We start from the raw sequence: 20,502 nt of genomic DNA, 5'->3' as shown, positions 1-20,502 counted from the left end.
CATGAAAGAACCATGCAATTAATTGCGATCGATGAAGTTGATGCGTACCGTGCGGGTTCGACAACCGACGGAAGGAGCTCAACTGTGTCGATACGATGGTGTGCGGGCCGCCGGGCGCTGCTCGCCGGGGCCGGTGCCACGGCCCTGCTGGCGGCCTGCGGCTCCACCGAGGAAGGTCCCGCCGCTGCACCCGCCGCCGGTGCGCCGAGCACCGCGGCGTCCGAGCCGGCGCCCGCGGCGAGCCTGGCGAGCACCGCAGAAGTCCCGGTCGGCGGCGGGGAGGTCGTCGGCGACGTCCTGGTCGTCCAGCCGGTCGCCGGCACGTTCAAGGCGTACAACGCGGCCTGCCCCCACAAGGGCGTGAAGGTCACGGCGCCGAAGGACGGCGTCGCCACCTGCCCCGCGCACAACTCGACGTTCGCCATCGCCGACGGCGCCAGGATGAGCGGGCCGGCGACGACCGGGCTGACGGAGATCGCCATCAAGGTCGACGGCGGCCGGATCACCAAGGCGTAGCCGGCGGACCGATGTGATGCGGATGAGCGGGTCCGACGGCGCGCCCGCCCACCGTCGTAGAGGCCGCCGCCACGGCCCCTACAGGTCCCGTTTCATGCCCTCGTGGCTGGCGACGAAGCCGAGCCGCTCGTAGAACCGGCGCGCGTCGGTGCGCCGCTTGTCGGTGGTGAGCTGCACGAGCGCGCAGCCCCGCAGCCGGGCCGCGGCCACCACCCAGGCCATCAGCGCCGCCCCCACCCCGTTGCCGCGGCGGTCCGCGCGGACCCGGACCGACTCGACGAGCGCGCGCTCGGCACCGTGCCGGCCCAGCCCGGGGATGTAGGTCACCTGCAGCGTCGCGACGACCTCACCGCCGTCGTCGGCGACGATCAGCTGGTTGCGCGGGTCGGCGGTGACCGCCTCGAACGCCCGCTCGTAGGCCTCGTCGACGGCGGCGGCGTCGCGGGTGCTGCCGATGACGTCGTCGGCCAGCAGCGCGACGATCGCGGGCAGGTCGGCGCGGACGGCTTCGCGGAAATCCATCAGCCGATGGTATTCAGCGCGCCGCCGGTACATGCGGCAGAATCGGCGCGTGCAAGCCGGTGTCCTCGTCCGGGCGCGGGTCGCGACCGCGCTGTTGTTCCTGCTCTTCGGCGTCACGCTCGGCGTCTGGACCGCCCGCATCCCGGCGATCAAACGGGATCTGGCGCTCGGCGACGGCGCCCTCGCCGTGGCGCTGCTGGCGTTCGCCGCCGGAGCGATCACCGGCATGCAGGCCACCGGGCGCCTGGTCGACCGGTTCGGCAGCCGAAGGGTGATGCTGCCGGTCGCGTTCGCCGAGGGTCTGGTGCTCATCCCGCCCGCGTACGCGCCGGGGCTGGTGGCGCTGACCGCGGCGCTGTTCGTGTTCGGGGCGGTGCACGGCACGCTGAACATCGCCATGAACGCCAACGCGATCGACGTGCAACGCGCCTGGGGCGCACCCATCATGTCCTCGTTCCACGCGGTGTACAGCATCGGCGGCTTCCTCGGCGCGAGCGCCGGCGGCCTGTTCGCCCACGCCGGCGCCGGCCCCCGCGGCACGTTCGCCGCCGTGGGCGTCGCGATGGTGGCCCTCGCCGCGTGGTCCGCGTGGTGGGCCATGCCGGCCGCGGTCGCGGTGCCGGCGACCGCCGCGACGCCGGTCGAGCGGGGCGGTCTGGTGCGGGGCGTGCTGTTCCTCGGCGTCCTCGTCTGCTGCGCGCTCGTCGGTGAGGGCGCCGCCGCCGACTGGAGCGCCGTCTACCTGCGCGACGAGCTGCGCAGCTCGGCCGGGTTCGCCGCGGCGGCGTTCGCCGCGTTCTCGGTCGCCATGACGCTCACCCGGCTCGCCGGTGACCGGCTCACCGCCCGGTTCGGGCCGGTCGTCGTGGTCCGCGCCAGCGGGCTGCTCGCCGCCGGCGGACTCGGCGCCGCCCTGCTCGCCGGCGCGCCGGTCGCGGGCGTCGCCGGCTTCGCCTGCCTGGGCGCCGGGATGGCGCTCATCGCGCCGCAGGTGTACTCCGCCGCGGGCGACCGCAACCCGGACGCGGCGGGGCGCGCCCTCGCCCGGGTGGTCGGGCTCGGCTACCTGGGCTTCCTGCTGGGGCCGGTGCTGATCGGCGCCGCCAGCACCGTCGTCGGCCTGCCCGGCGCCCTCGCCATCCCGGTGCTGCTGGCGCTGTTCGTCGCCGCCACCGCGCCCGCCCTGCGGCCCGCCGCCGCCGTTGCGGCATCGCGCCCGCCGGCGTAGGCATTGCTCCCGGGCGTCGCGGTGTCTGGAGAGGTGAGGCACCGCCACGACGGAGAGGAACCTCGATGAGCCCGGAGGACGAGCGGGAATTCCGCGAGTTCGTGGCCACCCGGTCGGCCGCGCTGCTGCGCACGGCGTACCTGCTGACCGGCGACACCCATCTCGCGCAGGACCTGTTGCAAACGGCCCTGCTGGGCACCGTCCGGCGGTGGGCCACCATCCGCCGGCGGGAGCATCCCGAGGCGTACGTGCGCACGGCGATGTACCGCCATCAGATCAACCGCTGGCGGCTGCGCTCCCGGCGGCCCGAGACGCTGGTGCCGGCCGCGCCGGACCGCGCCGCGGGCGACGACCACGCCGCCGAGACCGTGGTCCGGCACGGCGTCTTCGACGCGCTGCGCACGCTGCCGGCGCGGCAACGGGCGGTCGTGGTGCTGCGGTACTACGAGGACCGCTCCGAGGCCGAGGTCGCCCAGCTGCTCGACATCTCCCTCGGCACCGTGCGCAGCCAGGCGTCCAAGGCCCTGGCGAAGCTGCGGGCCGCGTACCCCGACCTCGCGACCACCCCGATGGTGAGGACCGCGCCATGATGCACCTGCGAGACGTCTCGTTCCCCGCCGACCTCGTGCCGCCGCCGGGCCTGGCGGACACCGTCCTCGACACCGCCCGCCGGCGCCGCCGGACCCGTGCCGTGGCGATCGCGGCCGCCGTCGCGGTCACCACCGCCCTGGCGGTCCCCGCGCTGCTGCTGCGCGGGCCGGGCGCACCGATGGACCCCGGCGCACCCGCGCCCGCCGCGCCCGGCGGCGGCCCTCAGGTGGCGCACGTCTACGGCCGCGAGGGGCACTCCGGCATCCTCGACCCGGCCCACGGCAAGTACCGCGATCTGCCGTTCACCGTGGTCCTCTCCCCTGACCTGACCCGTGCGGCGGTGAACGACAACGGCCGGCTGGGCCTCGCCGACCGGGCCGCGCTGCTGGACCGTGGCCGCGACGCCGTCGACTGGGTCGACGTCCCCGCCGGCAACGGCCCGTCGTGGTCGCCGGACGGCACCGCGGTGCTGTGGACCTCGATCGAGAAGGACCCCACGGTCCGCTTCACCGCCCACCGCGTCGACGTGGCCGACCGGCACGTCACGGACACCCCGCTCCCGGCGGACATCCTCGGCTCGACGGCCGGCTGGGCCGCCGACTCGCGCCGCTACCTGGTCCTCCTGCGCGGCACGCAGACCGGCGACACGGTCGAGCCCGGCCCGCTGCAGTACGTGTCGCCCGACGGCACCCTGGGCGCGCGCCTCGACGGCACGGGCGGATCGGTCGAGGGCGCCACGTGTTATTCGCCGTCTCGCCGGTACGTGCTGACGGACGCCTCCACCATCCAGGCGGCGCGGCCCCTCGCGTCGCCGGTGTTCGACGCGACGTCCGGGAAGGTCGTCGCGACCGTGCCGGCCGGCTCGACGCCCGTCGGCTGGTACGACGAGACCACCGTCGCCGTGCTCGGTCGCGGGGCGGACCGCAACGCCGTCATTGAGCTGCTGGACATCACCACCGGCACGGTCAGCCGCAGCGTGCGCCTGCCCGGCTCCGCCGACGTGACCGCCGTGCAGCTCGGCCCGTCGGCCGGCCTCACCGGCGCGGCCGCCGCACTCGGTTTCTGACGCCGGAAGGGCCGGCCCGCGCGTTGCGGGCCGGCCCATTGTGGACGAGGTCAGCCGAGGCCGTTGCTGTTGGTCACGGTCTGGGTGGCGGACCAGGGGCCGCCGTTGCCGAACCAGTACTTCGCCGTGCCGTCGGTGCCGCGGGCGAAGACGTACAGGTTGCCGTTGAAGACGCTGCTGCTCACCGCGCCGCCGATCGAGCCGCTGCCGGTCACCGTCTGCGTCGCCGACCAGGGACCGCCGTTGCCGTACCAGTACTTCGCCGTGCCGTCAGTACCGCGGCCGAAGACGTACAGGTTGCCGTTGAACACCGTGCTGGTCAGGCCGTTGGCGAGGCCACCGCTGCCGGTCACCGTCTGCGTGGCCGACCAGGCACCGCCGTTGGCGTACCAGTACTTCGCGGTCCCGTCGGTGCCGGTCGCGAACAGGTACAGGGTGCCGTTGAACACCGTCGAGGCGAGGGGCGCGTTCACCGCGGTCGTCGAGATCGACTGGGCGGCGGACCAGGCGCCACCGTTGGCGAAGAAGTACTTCACCGTCCCGTCGGCCGCCCGGCCGAAGAGGTAGATGCTGCCGTTGAACACCGTGCTCGTCAGCGGCCCGGTACCCGCACTACCAGCGAGCGTCTGCGCCGCGGACCAGGCACCACCGTTGGCGTACCAGTACTTCACGGTGCCGTCGGTGCCGCGGGCGAACACGTACAGGGTGCCGTTGAACACCGTCGCCACCGGGTCCGACGCCACCGCGCTGCCGAGGCTCTGCGTGGCCGACCAGGGGCCACCGTTGCCGTACCAGTACTTCACGGTGCCGTCGGTGCCACGAGCGAACTCGTACAGGTTGCCGTTGTACACGACCGACCCCGACGACTGCGCCGGTGCCGCGCCGGCCAGCTGGGCAAGCTGGGTCAGGTTGCCGTTGAACACGTTCCAGTCACGGGTGACGCTGCTGTCGCAGTCCGGGATCGCGTACTGCCAGAACGTCCACGACGTGCCCCAGCCCGGGACGGACGGCGGCGAGGCGTCGCAGGAGCTGATGTCGAGCAGGTAGCTGCCGAAGGCGGTGGAGTTGCCGGTGCACGGGTTCCACCAGTTGACGTTCGTGTAGATCATCGGGGTCTTGCCGATGCGGGACTGCACCCGGCTCAGGAACGCGCTGATCCAGCTCACCATCTGGCTCGTGGACAGGTTGTAGCAGGCGGGGGTGCCCTGGATGTACGGCCACTCCAGGTCGAGGAACGGCGGCAGTGTCTTGCCGTCGGCGGTGAACTGCATGTTGTCGACGAAGTGGTCCGCCTGCCCGACCGGGTTGCCCAGGTCGGGGCGGCCGAAGGCGTAGGCGCCGGCGTAGATGCCCACGCTCTTGGCCGTGGCGTAGTCGCTGCTGTAGTACGGGTTGACGTACGAGGTGCCCTCGGTGGCCTTGATGTAGGCGAACTTCACGCCGTTGGCGGCCTCGCCGCTCCAGTTGATCGTCTTGCCGTTGCTCCAGTCGTGGCTGGAGACGTCGATGCCGTAGACCGGGTAGCCGGCCGGGGGTGCGGAGCTGAGGGCCCGGGACAACCCGTTGGTCGTCTGGTGCTGGGCCGAGCTCCGCCCGGGCCAGCCGCCGCCGTCGATGTTCGGGTCCGCGGTGGCGGCTGCATGGGCGGGCGAGGCCAGGCCGAGCGTGGCGGCGGTGGTCAGGGCGGCGAGCAGGACGGACAGTGCGCGCCGGGTACGGGAGATGGACATGGTTCCTCCTCAGGATCGGTTTCCAGGGGCCGGCCCGGTCCGGGCCGGCCCGTTGCGGGAAGGGGTCAGCCGAGGCCGTTGCTGTTGGTGACGGTCTGGGTGGCGGACCAGGGGCCGCCGTTGCCGAACCAGTACTTCGCCGTGCCGTCGGTACCGCGGGCGAAGACGTACAGGTTGCCGTTGAAGACGCTGCTGCTCACCGCGCCGCCGATCGAGCCGCTGCCGGTCACCGTCTGCGTCGCCGACCAGGGACCGCCGTTGCCGAACCAGTACTTCGCGCTCCCGTCAGTAGCGCGGCCGAAGACGTACAGGTTGCCGTTGAACACCGTGCTGGTCAGCCCGTTGGCGAGACCACCGCTACCGGACACCGTCTGCGTCGCCGACCAGGCACCACCGTTGGCGTACCAGTACTTCGCGGTCCCGTCGGTGCCGGTCGCGAACAGGTACAGGGTGCCGTTGAACACGGTGGATGCCAGCGGCCCGTTGACGGCCGTCGCCGAGACCGACTGGGCGGCGGACCACGCGCCACCGTTGGCGAAGAAGTACTTCACCGTCCCGTCGGCGGCCCGGCCGAAGACGTAGATGCTGCCGTTGAACACCGTGCTCGTCAGCGGCCCGCTGCCCGCACTACCAGCGAGCGTCTGCGCCGCAGACCAGGCACCACCGTTGGCGTACCAGTACTTCACGTTGCCGTCGGTGCCGCGGGCGAACACGTACAGGGTGCCGTTGAACACCGTCGCCACCGGATCCGACGCCACCGCGCTGCCGAGGCTCTGCGTCGCCGACCACGGGCCACCATTGCCGTACCAGTACTTCACCGTGCCATCCGTGCCACGGGCGAACTCGTACAGGTTGCCGTTGAACACGACCGACGCCGACGACTGCACGGAGTCCTCGACGATCCGGTCGTAGCGGACGGGCGTGTACAGCAGCCAGTTGAAGTTCGTCGGCTCGCCCTCGATGGTGGTGTGCGCGGAGCCGGTCTGCTGGATCACGATCGGCCGGGTCTTCGCGGCGTCGGCCCAGCCCACGAACAGCGCCACGTGGTCGACGGCGGGGTTGTTCTCGTGGCGCAGCAGTGCGTCGCCCGGCTGCAGCTGCGCCGCCGGGATCGGGGTGGTGACCTGGTCCAGGTTGCCGGTCCAGAAGTTGCCCCCGTTCCCGGCCAGGCCCCACGCCATGGAGACCATGCCGGAGCAGTCGGTGCGGTAGCTGCCGTACTGGTTGGTGTAGCAGGCCTCCTGGCTGTAGGCGGGCCCGCCGATCCAGCTGCGGGCCCGGGCGACCGCCTCTGCGCGGGTCGTCCAGCGGTCCTGGGTGCCGTTGGAGCCGCAGGCGACATAGGCGTGGTTGATGGGGTCGGGGTCCGTGGTGGCGTGGGCCGCCGGCGCCATGCCGAACATCGCGGCGGCGAGGGCCGCGGCGACCGAGACGCCGATGCGCAGCTTGGACGTGTGGCGCCGGGTCTGGGAGTGGGTGGCCATGTCGGCTCCTTCTGAAGTCTGTCGAGGGGTCCGCCGGGGTGGTCGTGCTCGGCGGTGGAGACAGCATTCGATGAAGGGCTGGACGGCGACCGGCTGTTTGGCTTGCGGGACACCGCCCGTAGCCGGCCCGCACTACGATGTATCGACATACAGGGATCACCACGGGGGTGACATGATCCGGTCAGACGATGCGTGGGCGGCTCCATTCGGCGAGCTGCTCCGCACGCATCGGGAGGCGGCGGCGCTCACCCAGCGGGAGCTGGCGGAGCGGGCCGGGATCAGCGCCGCGGCGGTGCGCGACCTCGAGCAGCGCAGGACCCTGTATCCGCAGGCCGCGTCGGTGCGCAGCCTGTCCGAGGCGCTCGGGCTCACCGGCCCGGCGGCCGAGGCGTTCCGCCAGGCCGCGATCCGGCCGACCGCCCCGCCGGCCGCCCCGCCGGTCGCCGCCGGTCCGGACGGCGACGCCGCCCGCGCGGCCCGCATCCTCGTCCTCGGCCCGCTGGTCGTGTCGCGCGACGAGGCCGCGGTGCCGTTCGGCTCCGAACGGCAGCGGACGCTGCTCGGGCGGCTGGCCCTGACCCCCAACGAGGCGGTCCCCCGCGGGGAGCTGATCGACCTGCTGTGGCCGGACGGGTCGCCGGACTCGGCGGTCAACCTGGTGCAGACCTACGTGACCCGGCTGCGCCGCCTGCTGACCCCGGCGGAGGGCTCCGGCGGGACGCTCCACTTCGGACCGGCCGGCTACCTGCTGCGGGTCGGCCCCGCCGAGCTGGACCTGCTGCGCTTCCGCGGCGCCGTCGAGCAGGCGCGGCCGGCCCGGCCCGCGGTGGCGCTGGAGCTGCTCGTCGACGCGCTCGCGGTCTGGCGTGGCGCACCGGCCGGCGACGTCGGGGCGCTCGCCGGGCATCCGAGGGCGGTCGCGCTGACGAACGAGCGGCTGCAGGCCGCGGTGCGGCTCGCGGACCTCGCCGACCAGCTCGGCGACCATGTCCGGGCCGTCACTCCGCTGCAGGCGCTCAGCGAGGAGCATCCGCTGCACGAGCCGGTGTGGGGGCGGCTGATCCTGGCGCTGGCGGCGAGCGGGTTGCAGGCGGCCGCGCTCGCCGCCTACGAGCAGATCCGTGGGCGGCTCGCCGACGAGCTGGGCATCGATCCCGGTCCGGAGCTGGCCGGCTTCCACCGGCGGGTCCTGCGCCAGCAGTGGACGGCGTCCGCCTCCCCCGCTGCGTCTGCCGTGAGACCAGCGCCGCCCGCGGCGTCCTTGGCAGCGCCGCCGCCCGTACCGTCGCCGCGGATGCCGGCCGTGGTGTCAGCGCCGCCCGTACCGTCGCAGCGGATGCCGACCGTGGTGTCAGCGCCGCCCGTACCGACGCCAAATCCGCCGATGCCGGCGCCCGGGGCCGCACCTGCGCCGCTCGACCGGGTCCGGCCGCTGCAGGTCCCCGCGCCGGTGGGTGACTTCACCGGCCGCAGCGGCGAGCTGATGCTGCTGTGCGAGCTGCTGCGGGACGAGCGCGACCCTGGCTCGCCGGCCCCGGTGAAGGTCTGCGCGATCGCGGGCCCCGGCGGGGTCGGCAAGACCAGCCTCGCGGTGCAGGCGGCGCACCTCATGCGGGCCGACTTCACCGACGGGCAGCTCTACGCCGACCTGCACGGCGACGGCGCCCACCCGGCCCGCCCGGTCGACGTGCTCAGCCAGTCGCTGCGTGCGCTCGGGGTCGCCGCCGCGCTCATCCCGACCGAGGAGGCGGAGTGTTCGGCGCTGTACCGCACGACGCTCGCCGACCGGCGGATCCTCATCGTGCTCGACAACGCCCGGGACGCCCGGCAGATCCGGCCGCTGCTGCCCGGCGCGGGCGCGTGCAGCGTCATCGTCACCAGCCGGCGCCGGATGCTCGACCTGGAGGCCGCGACCACGATCGACCTGGAGACGATGCCGGTCGACGAGGCCGTCGACCTGCTCGCGAAGATCGCCGGACCGGCCCGGGTCCTGGACGACCCGGAGGCGACCGCGGCGATCGTCCGGTTGTGTGGGCACCTCCCGCTCGCCGTGCGCATCGCCGGGGCGCGGCTCGTCAGCCGTCCGAACTGGACGGTCGACCTGCTGGCCCGGCGCCTCGACGACGAGGTGCGCCGCCTCGACGAGCTGCGCGCCGGTGACCTGCAGGTCGGCGCGTCGTTCCGGCTGAGCTACCAGGACCTGGCGCAGCCCGCCGCCCGCGCGTTCCGGCTGCTCGCCGTCGCCCCGATCGACGACTGGTCGGTGCCGGCCGCGGCGGCGCTGCTCGGCGCGCGGCCGCACGACGCCGAGGACCTCCTCGACGACCTCGTCGACTGCAGCCTGCTGCTGACCCCGGCGCCGGGCCGCTACACGTTCCACGACCTGCTGCGCCTCTACGCCCGCAACCTCTCCCTGACCGAGGACGGCCCGCTGGAGCAGACCGGCGCGCTGGAGCGGCTGTTCGCCTACTACCTCGACCGGATCGTCGAGGCGGCCCGCATCCAGCACCCCAACATGGTGCGGCTGCCGGACGGCGACGCCGCCGGGTCCGCGCACTTCGCCGACTGCGACGCGGCGCTCGCCTGGCTCGACGTCGAGCTGCCCCAGATCGTCTCGATCGTGGAGCACGCCGCTCGCCGGGGCCCCCGGTCGCTGGCCTGGATCGTCGCCGACCAGCTGCGCGGCTACTTCTTCAGCAGCCGGCAGGCCACCCAGTGGTTCGCGACCGGCCGGGCCGGGCTCGAGGCCGCGCAGCAGGCCGGCGACCTGCGCGCGCAGGCCGCGATGTACCAGACCCTCGGCCAGGCGAGCTGGTCGATCGGGGACTTCCGGCAGTCGCTGGAGCAGTACCGGCTCGGGCTGGCGCTGGCGGAGCGGACCGGCTGGCACCCGGCCGTCGGCTACATCAGCCACAACATCGGCCTGGTGCACCTCGCCCTCGGCGAGCCCGAGGCGGCGCAGCAGGCCTACCTGGAGGCGCTGGCGGTGTGCCGCCGGCACCAGCACGAGTACGTGGAGGCGGTCACGCTCAACGACCTCGGCATGATGTGCTGGGAGCTGGGCCGGCTCAAGGAGGCCGCGAACCACCTGGCCCTCTCCCTGGCGCTCAACGAGCGGGGCGGCAACATCGACGGCGAGGGCATCAACCGGCACAACCTCGGCCTCGTCCTGCGCGAGCTCGGCGACTTCGACGAGGCACGGGTCCAGCTCGAACGCAGCCTGGAGATCCACCAGCGGACCGGGTCGCGCTACGCGTACGCCTGCGGCCTGGAGCAGCTCGCCCTGGTCCACGCGGCCGCCGGGCAGGACCACGACACCGCGATCGGCCTCGCCCGCGCCGGCCTGGAGCTGATGCGCTCCGCCCAGGACCGCTCCTCGCAGGCGGGCCTGCTGGTCTCCCTCGGCGCCCTGCTCTTCGACGCCGGCCACGACGACGAGGCGGCGCAGTGCACCCGCGACGCGTACGCCATCGCCTCGGCGATCGGTGCGCCGTACCTGCAGACCCGGGCCCTCATCGGGCTGGTCGCCGCGCACCTTCGCGACGGCGAGACGGCCGCGGCCGCGCAGGCCGCCGACACCGCGCTGGACCTCGCCCGGCGCGGCGGGTACCGCATGCTCGAGATCGACGCCCTCGTGGCCCGCGCCCACGCATGCGGCGACCGCGACCTGTACCGCACGGCCCTGCGGCTGAGCACCGACGCCGGTGCCCGGGAGCGGGCGGTCCGCATCGAGCGGCTGCTCGGCGCCGGGGCCGCGACCTCCGGCACGCGGGAGTAGGGCTTCACCGCGGCCGGCCGGTGGTCCGCGGTGCGTCAGGCGTGGACCACCACCTCGGCGGGCGCCGTGGCCCTCGCCGCCATCGTGACCCGCGCGACGCCGGTGGTGATCTCAGCCGGTACGGCGGCGGGACGGTCGAGGATCCAAGGGCTGGTGGTGGTGACGGACATGGACATGGACATGGCTTCGCTCCCCGTGTAGTTCGATGATCGGCGGCACCGGCCCTGGCCCCGGTGTGCCGGCCGGATTCGATTCCCTCCGGTGCGCACTACTCTGGCCGATCGCCACCGGGCACAGAAGACCCCGACCGCGTCCTGATCCGGCCTGACCGGAACCGTCCACACCCGCCCCTCGGCGGCGCGCGTTGCGTCGAACGACGTGGAAAAGTAATGTAGTGCTTTATTATGGAGTACGTAACTGACGATGCCGGCCTGCTGTTCGACCCGGGCACGCGGGCGGCGCTGACGGCGTTCACCGGCGACCGGGCACTGCCGCTGCTGGAGGCGGCCGCCGCGGTGCGGTCCGCGGCGGCCGCGGTCGAGCAGCTGCGCTCGGCCGGCACCGGCGACCGCGGGCTCAGCGCCGCCGCGTTCGACCTGCTCCTGAGACTGACCACGAGCGACGACGGCGACCACCAGGAGGGCATGCCGCTGGGCGAACTGGCCCAGGCCCTCGGCGTCACCCCGCGCAACGTCACCGGCCTCGTCGACACCCTCGAACACAAGGGCCTGCTCCGCCGCGTCCCCGACCCGGCCGACCGCCGCTCGGTGCGGGCCGTCCCGACCGAGGAGGGGCGGGCCTGGGTGGAGACGTTCCGGGCGCCGACCCGGGCGGCGATGGAGGCCGTGTTCGCCGGGTTCAGCGCCGCCGAGGCCGATCAGCTGCGCGACCTGTGCCTGCGGCTCGTCCAAGGAGTGAGAGGACTGCGATCACGATGAAGACTGCCGACGTGGTGAGGACGTATCACGAGGCGCGGTTCCGCGGGGACGTCACCGCCGCGGTCGGGCTGACCGGGACGCCGTTCCGGTTCGAGAGCCCGATGCTGCGCTTCGACGACCCGGCCGCGCACCTGGCCGGCCTCCCCGACTTCCTGCGGATCGTCACCGGTGTCGATCTGCTCAGCGAGTTGTACGGCGCTGACGAGGCCACCCTCGTCTACGACGTACACACGGCGACACCGGTCGGCACGCAGCGCACGGCCGAACACTTCCGCCTGACCGGCGGCCGGATCACGTCGATCCGGCTCATCTTCGACGCCACCCCGTGGCAGGCCCTGCACGCGGCGGTCACGGAATGATCCGGCCGGAGCCGCCGTGTCAGCCCCGACCGGCGACGACGACCGACTCCATGGTGCGGGCCACGGATTCGGCGTCGGCGCGGGACAGGAACGCGGTGTCGACGTCCACGGTGAGCACCAGGGCGCCGGGCTCGTCGTCGATGTGCAGGAACAGCGGCTCGGTCGGCCCGCTCGACGCGCCGACCCACTCCAGCACGCCGTCGGCGGTCGTCGCCGCCACCGTGGAGGCCCGCTGCATGCGGCGGTCGTTGTAGCAGACGGTGCGGGTGACGTCGGTGTCCGCGCCGGCGAGCAGCTCGGCGAGCCGCATCGGGTCGTAGTAGGCGTGCTTGTGCGCGGCGAGCGACGCCCGCGCGACCCGGCCGAGCGCCTCGTCGAACGGCACGGACACGTCCGCGACGCACAGCCCCAGCTGTGCCAGCGGCGTGACGACCTCGGCCAGCCCCGAGCGGAACCGGTTGCCCACCAGGTGCCGCACCGCGACCTGGCCGGTGCCGGTGACCCGGCCGACGGCCGTCATGAACGCGGTCGACAGGATCGTCGCCGGGTCGACCCCGGTGCGCGCGGCGACCAGCGGCAGCGCGGCCGCCATCGCCGGCGAGGTGAAGCGCGCCTTCGGATACCGCACCGGCTCCGGCGTCCGTGCCGGCGGCAGCACCGTCACCGACGGCAGGTGCCGCTCCCAGTGGCGGACCGCGGCGGCGCTCTGCCGGACCCCGGACGGCGAGCGCTGCCACTCGGCCAGTTCGAGCGGCTGCGGGCCGGTGACGGGCGTGGCGACGCGGGCGCTCGCCTCGGCCACCATCACCCCGGCGCCGATCGCGTCGGTCACCAGGTGCGGCATGATCGCGACGAGCCGCTCCGGCCGCCCGTCGCGGCACACGATCGCGGCGCGCAGCGGCCAGTCCGCCGCCAGGTCCGGCGCCGCGACCCGGTAGCCGTGCTCGACCTCGGCGGCGAGCCCGAGAGGGTCGGCCGTCTCGTACACCTCGACGGCCAGCATCCCCTCGGCGTGCACCTCCTGCAGGGTGCCCGCGCGCAGCCGCGTCCGGAAGGACTGGTAGCGCTGCAGGGAGTAGCGCAGCTCGTCGAGCACGTCCGCGACGGTCGCGCCGGGCGCCACCGGCTGGTGCCCGCCCATCGGCAGCCACGACCGCTCGCGGTCCATCGTCAGCAGCATCGACTGCTGGCCCCAGGTCAGCTCGGCCACGCCGCTGCCTTCGCCGCGGAACGCGACGTCGATCCGATCCACCACGTCAACCATCGACGGATCCATTCTCGTCCGGCTCGCGACCAGTGACAGCGTAGCGCCCCGCGCTCACGGCACCAGGTGGATGCGGATCTTTCTCGCGGTGACCGCCGCGTCCTCCAGGACGTTGAGCCGCGGCTCCGGGACTTCCAGCAGGTGGGGGTGGCGCAGCGCGGCGACGGACGCCAGCCGCGGGTCCTCCAGGACGTGGTCGATCATGGCGCGGTCTCCGCCGCAGACGACCGAGGCGAGGCCCGCACCGCCGGACAGGACGCGCACCGCGATGTCCGCGGCCTCCTCGACCGCCGCGTCCGTCTGGTTGCCGCGGCGTCTGGCGTACCGCTGCTGCGACCACCCACCGGCGGCGGTGCGCCCCTGCACGTAGAACCGCTCGACCTTCGACGTCTCCAGCGTCGTGCCCTCGGCGACCCCGACGGCCGCGGCGCCCCGGCGCACGAGCAGCAGCCCGATCCTCGGCGGCCGGGCGATCCCCTGCAGCAGCGCGTCGATGTCGGCGACCCCGTCCAGGCCCGGCGGCGGGTGCAGCGTCGCGGTGTCGCCGTTGCTGGCGCCGGTCAGGGTGAGCGCGTCCTCGGTCGCGCCGTCGTGCCGGCCGTAGAACCCGTCCAGCCAGCCCTTCAACCGCTCCGGGGAGATCTCCACCCACCGGCCCCCGCCGGCCGCGGGTCGCGCCTTCACCATGCCGACCAGTCTGCCTCAGTGCGTGAACAGCACCGGGATCAGCACCACCACACCCACGATCGCCACCGACGACAGCACGCCGCGCCAGGTGCGCAGGAACCGCCTCGTCCGCCGCCGCCAGCCGCCTCGGCGCGGGCGTGGGCTCGGCTCGTCGCGGGTCACCGCGAAGATCTCCAGCCAGAGGCCGCCGAGCAGCGCGACCGGCGACGCGACCGCCACGACGGCGAGGCGGGCCCCGGTCAGCGGCGGCATGCGGTTGACGACGACGGCGGTCACCGCGGCGACCAGCACGGCGACGGCGAGCTGCGCGACGGCACGCACCCGTCCCTGCACCGCCACCTCCCTGGGTCGGCCCTCAGCGTAGGGGCCAGGGCCGCCGCGGGGCAGGTGCGTCACCCGCCCGCGTGAACGCCGCCCGCACCTGCCACCCGTCGGCGGTCGGGCCGTAGGTGAGGGTCCCGCCGGCGGCGCGCACGTCGGCGTCGAGGCTGCGCAGCCCGTACCCGCCGGTCGTGGTCGCCGCGGGCCGCGCGTGCTCCGGCCGGTGGGTCGTGACCACCACCGACGCGTCGTCGGACGCGACGTGCAGCGTGGTGCCGGGGCCGTCGTGGCGCAGCGCGTTCGTCGCCGCCTCCGCCACCAGCCGGTCGGCCAGCTCCCGGACGCCTTCCGGCAGACGCGTCAGGTCCGGCGGCGTCGGTACGGCCAGCCCCGCCGCCCGCAGCGCCGCCAGCCGCTCCGGCAGCGTCGCGTCCCGCTGGGCCTCCTCGGCCAGGGCCTGCCGGACCTCGGTCAGGGCGTCCCGACCCGCCTGCAGCACGGTGTCCAGGCGGCGGCGGTCGTCCGGGTCGAGCTTCGCGGTCGCCTTCAGCGCCTCGCCCTGGACCAGCATGACCGTCATCGTGTGGGCGAGGCTGTCGTGCAGCCGGCGGGCCAGCCGCTCCCTGGTGCGGCCGGCCTCCGTCTGCCGGATGTGTTCGGCCCGCTCCCGCTGGTGTTCACCCCGCTCGTAGCCGGCCAGCCAGGTGATGATCAGCGCGACGGCGGCGAGCAGGCCGCCCTCGACCGGGCCGCGCCGGACAGCGCCGGCGACCGTGACCACGGCCGCGGCGGCGCCGCAGACGCCCCACCGCAGCGCCGGCGACCGGTGCGTCGCCGCCGTGTACATGGCCAGCGACACCGGCAGGTACCCGACGGCGCGGCCCATGCCCAGCAGCGAGTGCGCCGCCGTCGCCGCGCTGATCACGGCGAGCGCCGCACCCGGGAACCTGCGCCGCCAGACGAGCGGCAGCAGCTGCGCCACGGCGAGGGGGACCGAGATGACCGTCCCGGACACGGCGTACAGGACGATCAGCGTCGCGTACAACGCCAGGTCGACCCACATGCCACGCCCCCTGCCCTATCATCGGCCGGGTGATCCGGCTCGCCATCGTCGACGACCAGGCGCTCGTCCGCGAAGGGCTCGCCCTGATCCTCGGCGCCGAGGCCGGCATCGAGGTGGTCGCCGAGTTCCCGGACGGCGCGGCGCTGCTGCGCGAGCCCGTCCCCGCCGACCTCATCCTGCTCGACCTGTACCTGCCGGGCGCTGACGGGGTCGCGACGATGCTGCGGCTGCGGGCTCAGCAGCCTTTGGTCAAGGTGCTGATGCTGACGACCGTCGGCAGCGCGGCGGACATCCAGCGCGCCCTGGCGGCCGGCGCCGACGGGTTCGTGCTCAAGGACGCCACCGGTGCCGAGCTGGCCGCCGCGGTGCGGGGCGCGCACGCCGGGGTGCGGCCGCTGAGCGCGTCGGCCGCCGACCTGCTGTGGCCACGTGCCGCCCCGATACCGGCCGCAGATCTCAGCTCCCTCACCCCGCGGGAACGAGAGGTGCTGGAGCTGCTCGGCCAAGGCATGGGCAACCGCGAGATCGCCGGCACCCTCTGCCTCGCGGAACGGACCGTCAAGGCCCACGTCAGCAACGTCCTGGCGAAACTCGACGTGACGAGCCGCACCCAGGCCGCGCTGCTGGCCCGGGGTCTGGGCGGGTCGTAGTACCAAAGACATAGGCGGATCACGTACTTTCGCCCGTTCCCGCCGGCGGCGGGTTGCGCGAGGCTGCAGTGGTGCCGACCGTTCCGCGCCGCTGGCGCCGCCGCATCACCGTCACCCTCGCGGTGCTGCTCGTCATCGTCGGCGGCCTGTTCCTGCGCAACAGCTCGACGCTCGCCGGCCCGTCGAAGGGCGAGCGGCCGTTCCTGCTCGCGCACCGCGGCATCGCGCAGACCTTCGACCTCGCCGGCGTCACCGCCGACACCTGCACCGCACGGATCATCCACCCGCCGCAGGTGCCGCTCCTGGAGAACACACTGCCGTCGCTGCGGGCCGCCTTCGAGGCCGGCGCCGACCAGGCCGAGATCGACGTGCAGGTGACCAGCGACGGCCAGCTCGCGGTGTTCCACGACGCCACCCTCGACTGCCGCACCGACGGCCACGGCACCGTCGGCGAGCACACGCTGGCCGAGCTGCGACGGCTGGACCTCGGCTATGGGTACACCGCCGACAACGGCACCACGTTCCCGCTGCGCGGCACCGGGGTCGGCCTGCTGCCCACGGTGCCGGAGGTGTTCACCGCGCTGCCGGACCGCGCGTTCAAGCTCGACCTCAAGCGCGACGACCCGGCCGACGGCGACGCGCTCGCCACATTCCTCGCCACGCTCCCCGCCGACCGCCTCGCCACGGTCACCGTCACCGGCGGCGACACCGCGGTCGCCGCCGTCGTGCGCCGCCTGCCCCAGGTCCGCGCCAGCTCCCGCGCCATCATCAAGGACTGCCTGCTCGCTTACGCCGCCACCGGCTGGACCGGCCACGTCCCGGCCGCCTGCCACCACCGCGAGCTCCCGCTCCCCGCCCACTACGGCCAATGGTTATGGGGCTGGCCCCACCTCTTCGTCACCCGCATGCGCGCCGCCGACACGCGGGTGGTCCTGGTCCGCTCGGTGGGCGACTGGTCCGCCGGCTTCGACACCCCCGCCGACCTCGCCGACCTGCCCGACGACTGGTCCGGCGGCATCTGGACCAACCGCACCGACGTCATCGCCCCACTCGTCACGCCGGCCCGCTGACCGTCGCTCAAGCCCCCGGCTCCGCGCCCACGCCGCAGCACCCCTGCTCAACCCCCGCCCACAGGTAACTCAACGCGAAGCCGACTCGTTCCAACGGCGCCTCGTCCGAGGCCGACCGGTCCGTCCACCGGCGACAGCTCCGCGATGCCGGACGGATTGTCGGTGTGGACGACCGCGCAGCAGACCGGCCCGGTGCAGCGCCGCGGCCGGTACGTGCCGGACTCGGTCAAGCACCCGGCCCGGATGCTCGGCGCCTACACCGACCCGGGAGATCTGGTCCTGGACCCGATGTGGGGCATCGGCACCACGCTGGTCGAGGCCGTGCACGCCGGCCGGGACGCCCTCGGCGTGGAGTACGAGTCGCGCTGGTCCGACATCGCCGACGCCAACCTTGGCCATGCCCGCGCCCAGGGCGCGGCCGGGCGGGGTGGGGTGATCCGCGGCGACGCCACCGCCATCCTGTTCCTCGTCCCTGCCGCCCTGGCAGGGCAGGTCGCACTGGTGGTGACGTCGCCGCCGTACGGGCCGACCGTGCTCAGGCACGTCGCCGTCGGCGACGAGCTCGACATCTCCGACAACTGCTACAACGATGGGGTCGACAAGGGCAACCTCGCCTACCGCGACCTCACCGGCCTCGCCGACGGATTCGCCGAGATCCTCCGCGGCTGCGCCACCCTGCTGCGTCCGGGCGGGACCGTCGTGGCCACCGCCCGCGGCGAGATCCCGCCGTTCGACGCTGCCGTGTTCGCCGACACCGGGTGGGAGCCGGCCGCCGTCTACACCCATCTGGACCGCCTCGAGCGGATCGCCGCCTCGGCCGGGATCCCGGTCGTGCGGATGCCGGCCGGCAGCATCCGCGCCGACGCCCTCGACCCGGGGCACCGCTTCGCCTCGATGCCGCTGTGGCCGCCACGAGTTCACGATTTCTGGAGCCACTTCGTCAGGCAACTCGGGCGCATTCGCGTCACGGTTAGCGTAGAGCAGGCGGGGTTCGCGGGCTGCCACAGCGGTTACCCCTGTCGCTCGACGTCACCCCATGGCTGCAGGTCGACCTGCTGGCCAACGGTCGGAGCAGCGTAGCGCCAGATCATTCCGTCGGTGGTCCGCCAGTTGGACCGGCCGTTGCATGGGCGGCCTAACCTTCCCTTATGGACGCGAACACTGCGTTGAACCTTGTAACTCTCGCTATCTCCGTCACCGCGCTTACCATGACCGCCCGTCTCACTCGGCGGCAAATCCAGGTGGCCAGCGATGCGAACCTCGTTCCAGTCGTTATCAACGCGTTCCAGGAGACGCGCAGCCCTGCATGGTTCGAAGCACAGGAGTACATCCTCTCCAGACTGGCCGAGGAACATGCGGCCGATCTTGGCCACCGTGGTCTCCCGCTTCCGGCACGCACTCACGCGAACACCATCGGGCTGTTTTACGACGACCTAGGGAAGCTCGTCGTACATGGCGTGATCGATCAGAGACTCGTCATCGGCGCCTACGGCACCACGATCGTGCGGCTGTGGGACGTCCTGGCTCCGTACATCTACGCGGAGCGGCAGACGCACGGCCTGCACTTCTGGGTCTATTTCGAGGATCTCGCAACACGCACGGCCGACATGCACCCTGACGTGGTGTACGCCACGATGCGCCGCCGCCCGCCACAGCCTGAGGTCAGGTGAAACTTCGGCGCAATAGCTGGAGAAAGTCCCTTGGCATACTCGGCCAGTGGTACTGCAATGAAAGACATTTCGGTTTCTGGGTAAGTCGTTGCCCGTCGATTGTGCTGGTGGGCAGGACAGTCAGGGCCATGACTGCCTGATGGGACTGCTCCGGCCGATGGATCCGCCGGCCGACGGTGAACCCCGGCTTGGCTGGCCGCGGCCGACGTCGGCTGACGGTCAGATCCAGGCGAGCGGCCACAGGAAGGTCGTCGGCGTGATGCCCTCCACCTCGGTGAACGCCGGGACGGGCTGCGCGGAACCGTCGGCGGGCGCGGTGAGCCAGCCGTTGCCCGTCCACAGCAGCAGCTTGCCGCCGTCGGGCGAGGCGAACGCGCCGATCAGTCCGCCGGGCGGCACTTCGGCCAGGACGGGACGCAGCGTGGCGGTGTTCTTGGCGGGATCGACGGTCACCGCGACCACCGCGCCGTGCGTGGGCCGCCTATCGGTGAAGTCGGCGACGCACCAGACGGTCGTGGCGCCGGGGCGGGCACCGCACTCGTACGACGGGTCGTCACCGCCGCCGATGCCGCCGCCGGCGAGCCGGGCGTCGGGCGAGACCGCCCACTGGACGACGACGCCGTCCTTCGTGGTCGCCTTCCCCAGCTGGTTGGGGTCGCCGACCCCTGTCGTCTCGCGGCGCGGCTGCTCGCTGGGCCTGGCCGGATCAGCCGAGTACCACAGCTCGGAGTCGTCGTCGACGTCGCGCGGGAACGCGTTCACGACCACGCGGCCGGTGCCGTGGTCGAACCACCCCACGATGGACCAGTTCTTCGGCAGGTCCGGAACCTTCCATCTGGTCTCGTCCTCCCAGCGGCCCCCGCGCCGGGCCTTGACCGTCACGACACCGTCTTTCATGGCGGCCCTGAGGTCCCAGTCCTTGCTGCGGTACCGGCCGTAGCTCCAGCGGGGCGTGTACCAGTCCCTGGCCCGGACCGCAGGCGTCATCGGCTCGGCGGGATCGAGGCCGGTTTCCTCGTCGTCCGCCTCGGCCTGTGACCAGATCCGCTTGCCGGTGGACGGGTCGATGACGACCAGCACCCGGTGCTCCCGCCGCGCGTCGGCGACGACGGCCAACAATCCGGCCGGCGGTCGCCCGTCCGTCGGGACGCTCCGCTGTCCGGCCTTCGCGGACGGTACCGCCGCGGAATCCCCCGCATCGCTGTCGCAGCCCGTGGTGAGCAGCGCCGCCACCGCCACGCCGGCCATCCACTGCCGTTTGCTCATGTGCATCCCCCCGGGTCCGCAGGGAGTGTAGAGGTTCAGCGCATCGCCGGCTGTCCGTAGCCGGCAGGGGCGGCCAGCGGCAGCGCTGACCCCTCGAGGCCCTTGTCGCGGGTCGCGCGTGCCGATCCCGTAGCCGGCCCGGGTTCGACCCGGTTCGGTACAAACACCGGAACCAGGTCTTACGCGCCTTCGACCGGCGCAAGCAATGGCGCGGGCCGGCGACCAGTCACGGCCTCGTGCGACGGCGGCGTACTCGCGGGCGGCCCAGCCGGCACGCTGGTCAAGACGATCGGCCCGCC

19 protein-coding genes and 1 pseudogene are annotated in these 20,502 nt (G+C 73.4%); 11 read left to right on the top strand and 9 right to left on the bottom strand.

The annotated features are described in order from the left end of the window. Window positions 1–84 precede the first annotated feature (84 nt). On the top strand, window positions 85–516 hold the full coding sequence (locus ACFY3L_RS50165; RefSeq protein WP_389341526.1) for a Rieske (2Fe-2S) protein: 432 nt from the start codon (window positions 85–87) through the stop codon (window positions 514–516). Window positions 517–594: 78 nt separating this feature from the next. Here the strand turns inward: ACFY3L_RS50165 and ACFY3L_RS50160 are convergent, their stop codons facing one another. Then, the gene (locus ACFY3L_RS50160) at window positions 595–1,038 is read right to left on the bottom strand and encodes a GNAT family N-acetyltransferase (RefSeq protein WP_389341523.1); all 444 of its coding nucleotides are present in this window, start codon (window positions 1,036–1,038) and stop codon (window positions 595–597) included. 49 nt (window positions 1,039–1,087) lie between these two features. Here ACFY3L_RS50160 and ACFY3L_RS50155 point away from each other — a divergent pair, with 49 nt between their 5' ends. The 3 genes from ACFY3L_RS50155 to ACFY3L_RS50145 all read left to right on the top strand — a co-directional run bounded on the left by ACFY3L_RS50155 (window position 1,088) and on the right by ACFY3L_RS50145 (window position 3,923). Next, a complete protein-coding gene (locus tag ACFY3L_RS50155) occupies window positions 1,088–2,266 on the top strand; it encodes an MFS transporter (protein WP_389341520.1) in 1,179 nt (392 codons plus the stop codon). 65 nt (window positions 2,267–2,331) lie between these two features. Further along, entirely contained in the window at window positions 2,332–2,856 is a 525-nt protein-coding gene (locus ACFY3L_RS50150; protein ID WP_389341517.1) for a SigE family RNA polymerase sigma factor, read from the top strand. Then, window positions 2,853–3,923 (top strand): hypothetical protein, encoded by a 1,071-nt coding sequence (locus tag ACFY3L_RS50145; RefSeq protein ID WP_389341514.1) that lies wholly within the window; start codon window positions 2,853–2,855, stop codon window positions 3,921–3,923. Before ACFY3L_RS50150 ends, ACFY3L_RS50145 begins: the two co-directional genes overlap by 4 nt. Before the next feature lie 50 nt (window positions 3,924–3,973). Here ACFY3L_RS50145 and ACFY3L_RS50140 read toward each other — a convergent pair whose 3' ends face one another. Further along, window positions 3,974–5,653, bottom strand: coding sequence for a GH25 family lysozyme (locus ACFY3L_RS50140; RefSeq protein ID WP_389341511.1), 1,680 nt, complete (start codon window positions 5,651–5,653; stop codon window positions 3,974–3,976). A 65-nt stretch (window positions 5,654–5,718) separates the two neighbouring features. Beyond that, window positions 5,719–7,137, bottom strand: coding sequence for a hypothetical protein (locus tag ACFY3L_RS50135; RefSeq protein WP_389341508.1), 1,419 nt, complete (start codon window positions 7,135–7,137; stop codon window positions 5,719–5,721). 172 nt (window positions 7,138–7,309) lie between these two features. Here ACFY3L_RS50135 and ACFY3L_RS50130 point away from each other — a divergent pair, with 172 nt between their 5' ends. Continuing rightward, complete coding sequence (locus ACFY3L_RS50130; protein WP_389341505.1) at window positions 7,310–10,915, top strand: BTAD domain-containing putative transcriptional regulator; 3,606 nt, start codon at window positions 7,310–7,312, stop codon at window positions 10,913–10,915. A gap of 35 nt (window positions 10,916–10,950) precedes the next feature. Here the strand turns inward: ACFY3L_RS50130 and ACFY3L_RS50125 are convergent, their stop codons facing one another. Further along, window positions 10,951–11,097 carry a hypothetical protein gene (locus ACFY3L_RS50125; RefSeq protein ID WP_389341502.1) on the bottom strand — a complete coding sequence of 49 codons (147 nt, stop codon included), beginning with the start codon at window positions 11,095–11,097 and terminating at the stop codon, window positions 10,951–10,953. 222 nt (window positions 11,098–11,319) lie between these two features. Between ACFY3L_RS50125 and ACFY3L_RS50120 the strand changes: the two genes are divergently transcribed. Together ACFY3L_RS50120 and ACFY3L_RS50115 are read left to right on the top strand one after the other, a co-directional pair. Beyond that, window positions 11,320–11,853: a MarR family winged helix-turn-helix transcriptional regulator gene (locus tag ACFY3L_RS50120; protein ID WP_389341499.1), complete on the top strand. Its 534-nt coding sequence runs from the start codon at window positions 11,320–11,322 to the stop codon at window positions 11,851–11,853. Then, the gene (locus ACFY3L_RS50115; RefSeq protein ID WP_389341497.1) at window positions 11,850–12,212 is read left to right on the top strand and encodes a hypothetical protein; all 363 of its coding nucleotides are present in this window, start codon (window positions 11,850–11,852) and stop codon (window positions 12,210–12,212) included. The genes ACFY3L_RS50120 and ACFY3L_RS50115 overlap by 4 nt, the downstream gene beginning before the upstream one ends. A 19-nt stretch (window positions 12,213–12,231) precedes the next feature. Here ACFY3L_RS50115 and ACFY3L_RS50110 read toward each other — a convergent pair whose 3' ends face one another. The 4 genes from ACFY3L_RS50110 to ACFY3L_RS50095 are packed head-to-tail and all read right to left on the bottom strand — an operon-like array spanning window position 12,232 to window position 15,547. Next, the gene (locus tag ACFY3L_RS50110) at window positions 12,232–13,476 is read right to left on the bottom strand and encodes a condensation domain-containing protein (RefSeq protein ID WP_389341494.1); all 1,245 of its coding nucleotides are present in this window, start codon (window positions 13,474–13,476) and stop codon (window positions 12,232–12,234) included. A gap of 54 nt (window positions 13,477–13,530) precedes the next feature. Further along, window positions 13,531–14,163 carry an acVLRF1 family peptidyl-tRNA hydrolase gene (locus tag ACFY3L_RS50105; protein ID WP_389341491.1) on the bottom strand — a complete coding sequence of 211 codons (633 nt, stop codon included), beginning with the start codon at window positions 14,161–14,163 and terminating at the stop codon, window positions 13,531–13,533. Between the two features lie 15 nt (window positions 14,164–14,178). Further along, window positions 14,179–14,496: a hypothetical protein gene (locus ACFY3L_RS50100; RefSeq protein WP_389341488.1), complete on the bottom strand. Its 318-nt coding sequence runs from the start codon at window positions 14,494–14,496 to the stop codon at window positions 14,179–14,181. Between the two features lie 22 nt (window positions 14,497–14,518). Further along, on the bottom strand, window positions 14,519–15,547 hold the full coding sequence (locus tag ACFY3L_RS50095; protein WP_389341485.1) for a sensor histidine kinase: 1,029 nt from the start codon (window positions 15,545–15,547) through the stop codon (window positions 14,519–14,521). Between the two features lie 29 nt (window positions 15,548–15,576). Between ACFY3L_RS50095 and ACFY3L_RS50090 the strand changes: the two genes are divergently transcribed. The 4 genes and pseudogenes from ACFY3L_RS50090 (at window position 15,577) to ACFY3L_RS50075 (ending at window position 18,937) form a co-directional block, all read left to right on the top strand. Next, entirely contained in the window at window positions 15,577–16,197 is a 621-nt protein-coding gene (locus ACFY3L_RS50090) for a response regulator (protein WP_389341482.1), read from the top strand. Between the two features lie 71 nt (window positions 16,198–16,268). After that, complete coding sequence (locus ACFY3L_RS50085; RefSeq protein ID WP_389341479.1) at window positions 16,269–17,267, top strand: glycerophosphodiester phosphodiesterase family protein; 999 nt, start codon at window positions 16,269–16,271, stop codon at window positions 17,265–17,267. A 129-nt stretch (window positions 17,268–17,396) separates the two neighbouring features. Next, window positions 17,397–18,017: pseudogene (locus ACFY3L_RS50080) on the top strand (TRM11 family SAM-dependent methyltransferase); the annotation flags it as partial. A 398-nt stretch (window positions 18,018–18,415) separates the two neighbouring features. Next, entirely contained in the window at window positions 18,416–18,937 is a 522-nt protein-coding gene (locus ACFY3L_RS50075) for a hypothetical protein (RefSeq protein ID WP_389341476.1), read from the top strand. 219 nt (window positions 18,938–19,156) lie between these two features. Here ACFY3L_RS50075 and ACFY3L_RS50070 read toward each other — a convergent pair whose 3' ends face one another. Then, the gene (locus tag ACFY3L_RS50070) at window positions 19,157–20,203 is read right to left on the bottom strand and encodes a hypothetical protein (protein WP_389341473.1); all 1,047 of its coding nucleotides are present in this window, start codon (window positions 20,201–20,203) and stop codon (window positions 19,157–19,159) included. Window positions 20,204–20,502: the final 299 nt, after the last annotated feature.

Source organism: Dactylosporangium sp. NPDC000521, assembly GCF_042898305.1.
Taxonomy (GTDB): domain Bacteria; phylum Actinomycetota; class Actinomycetes; order Mycobacteriales; family Micromonosporaceae; genus Dactylosporangium.
The sequence above is the reverse complement of the archived record's forward strand: the minus strand, read 5'-3'. Positions and strand labels throughout refer to the sequence as shown.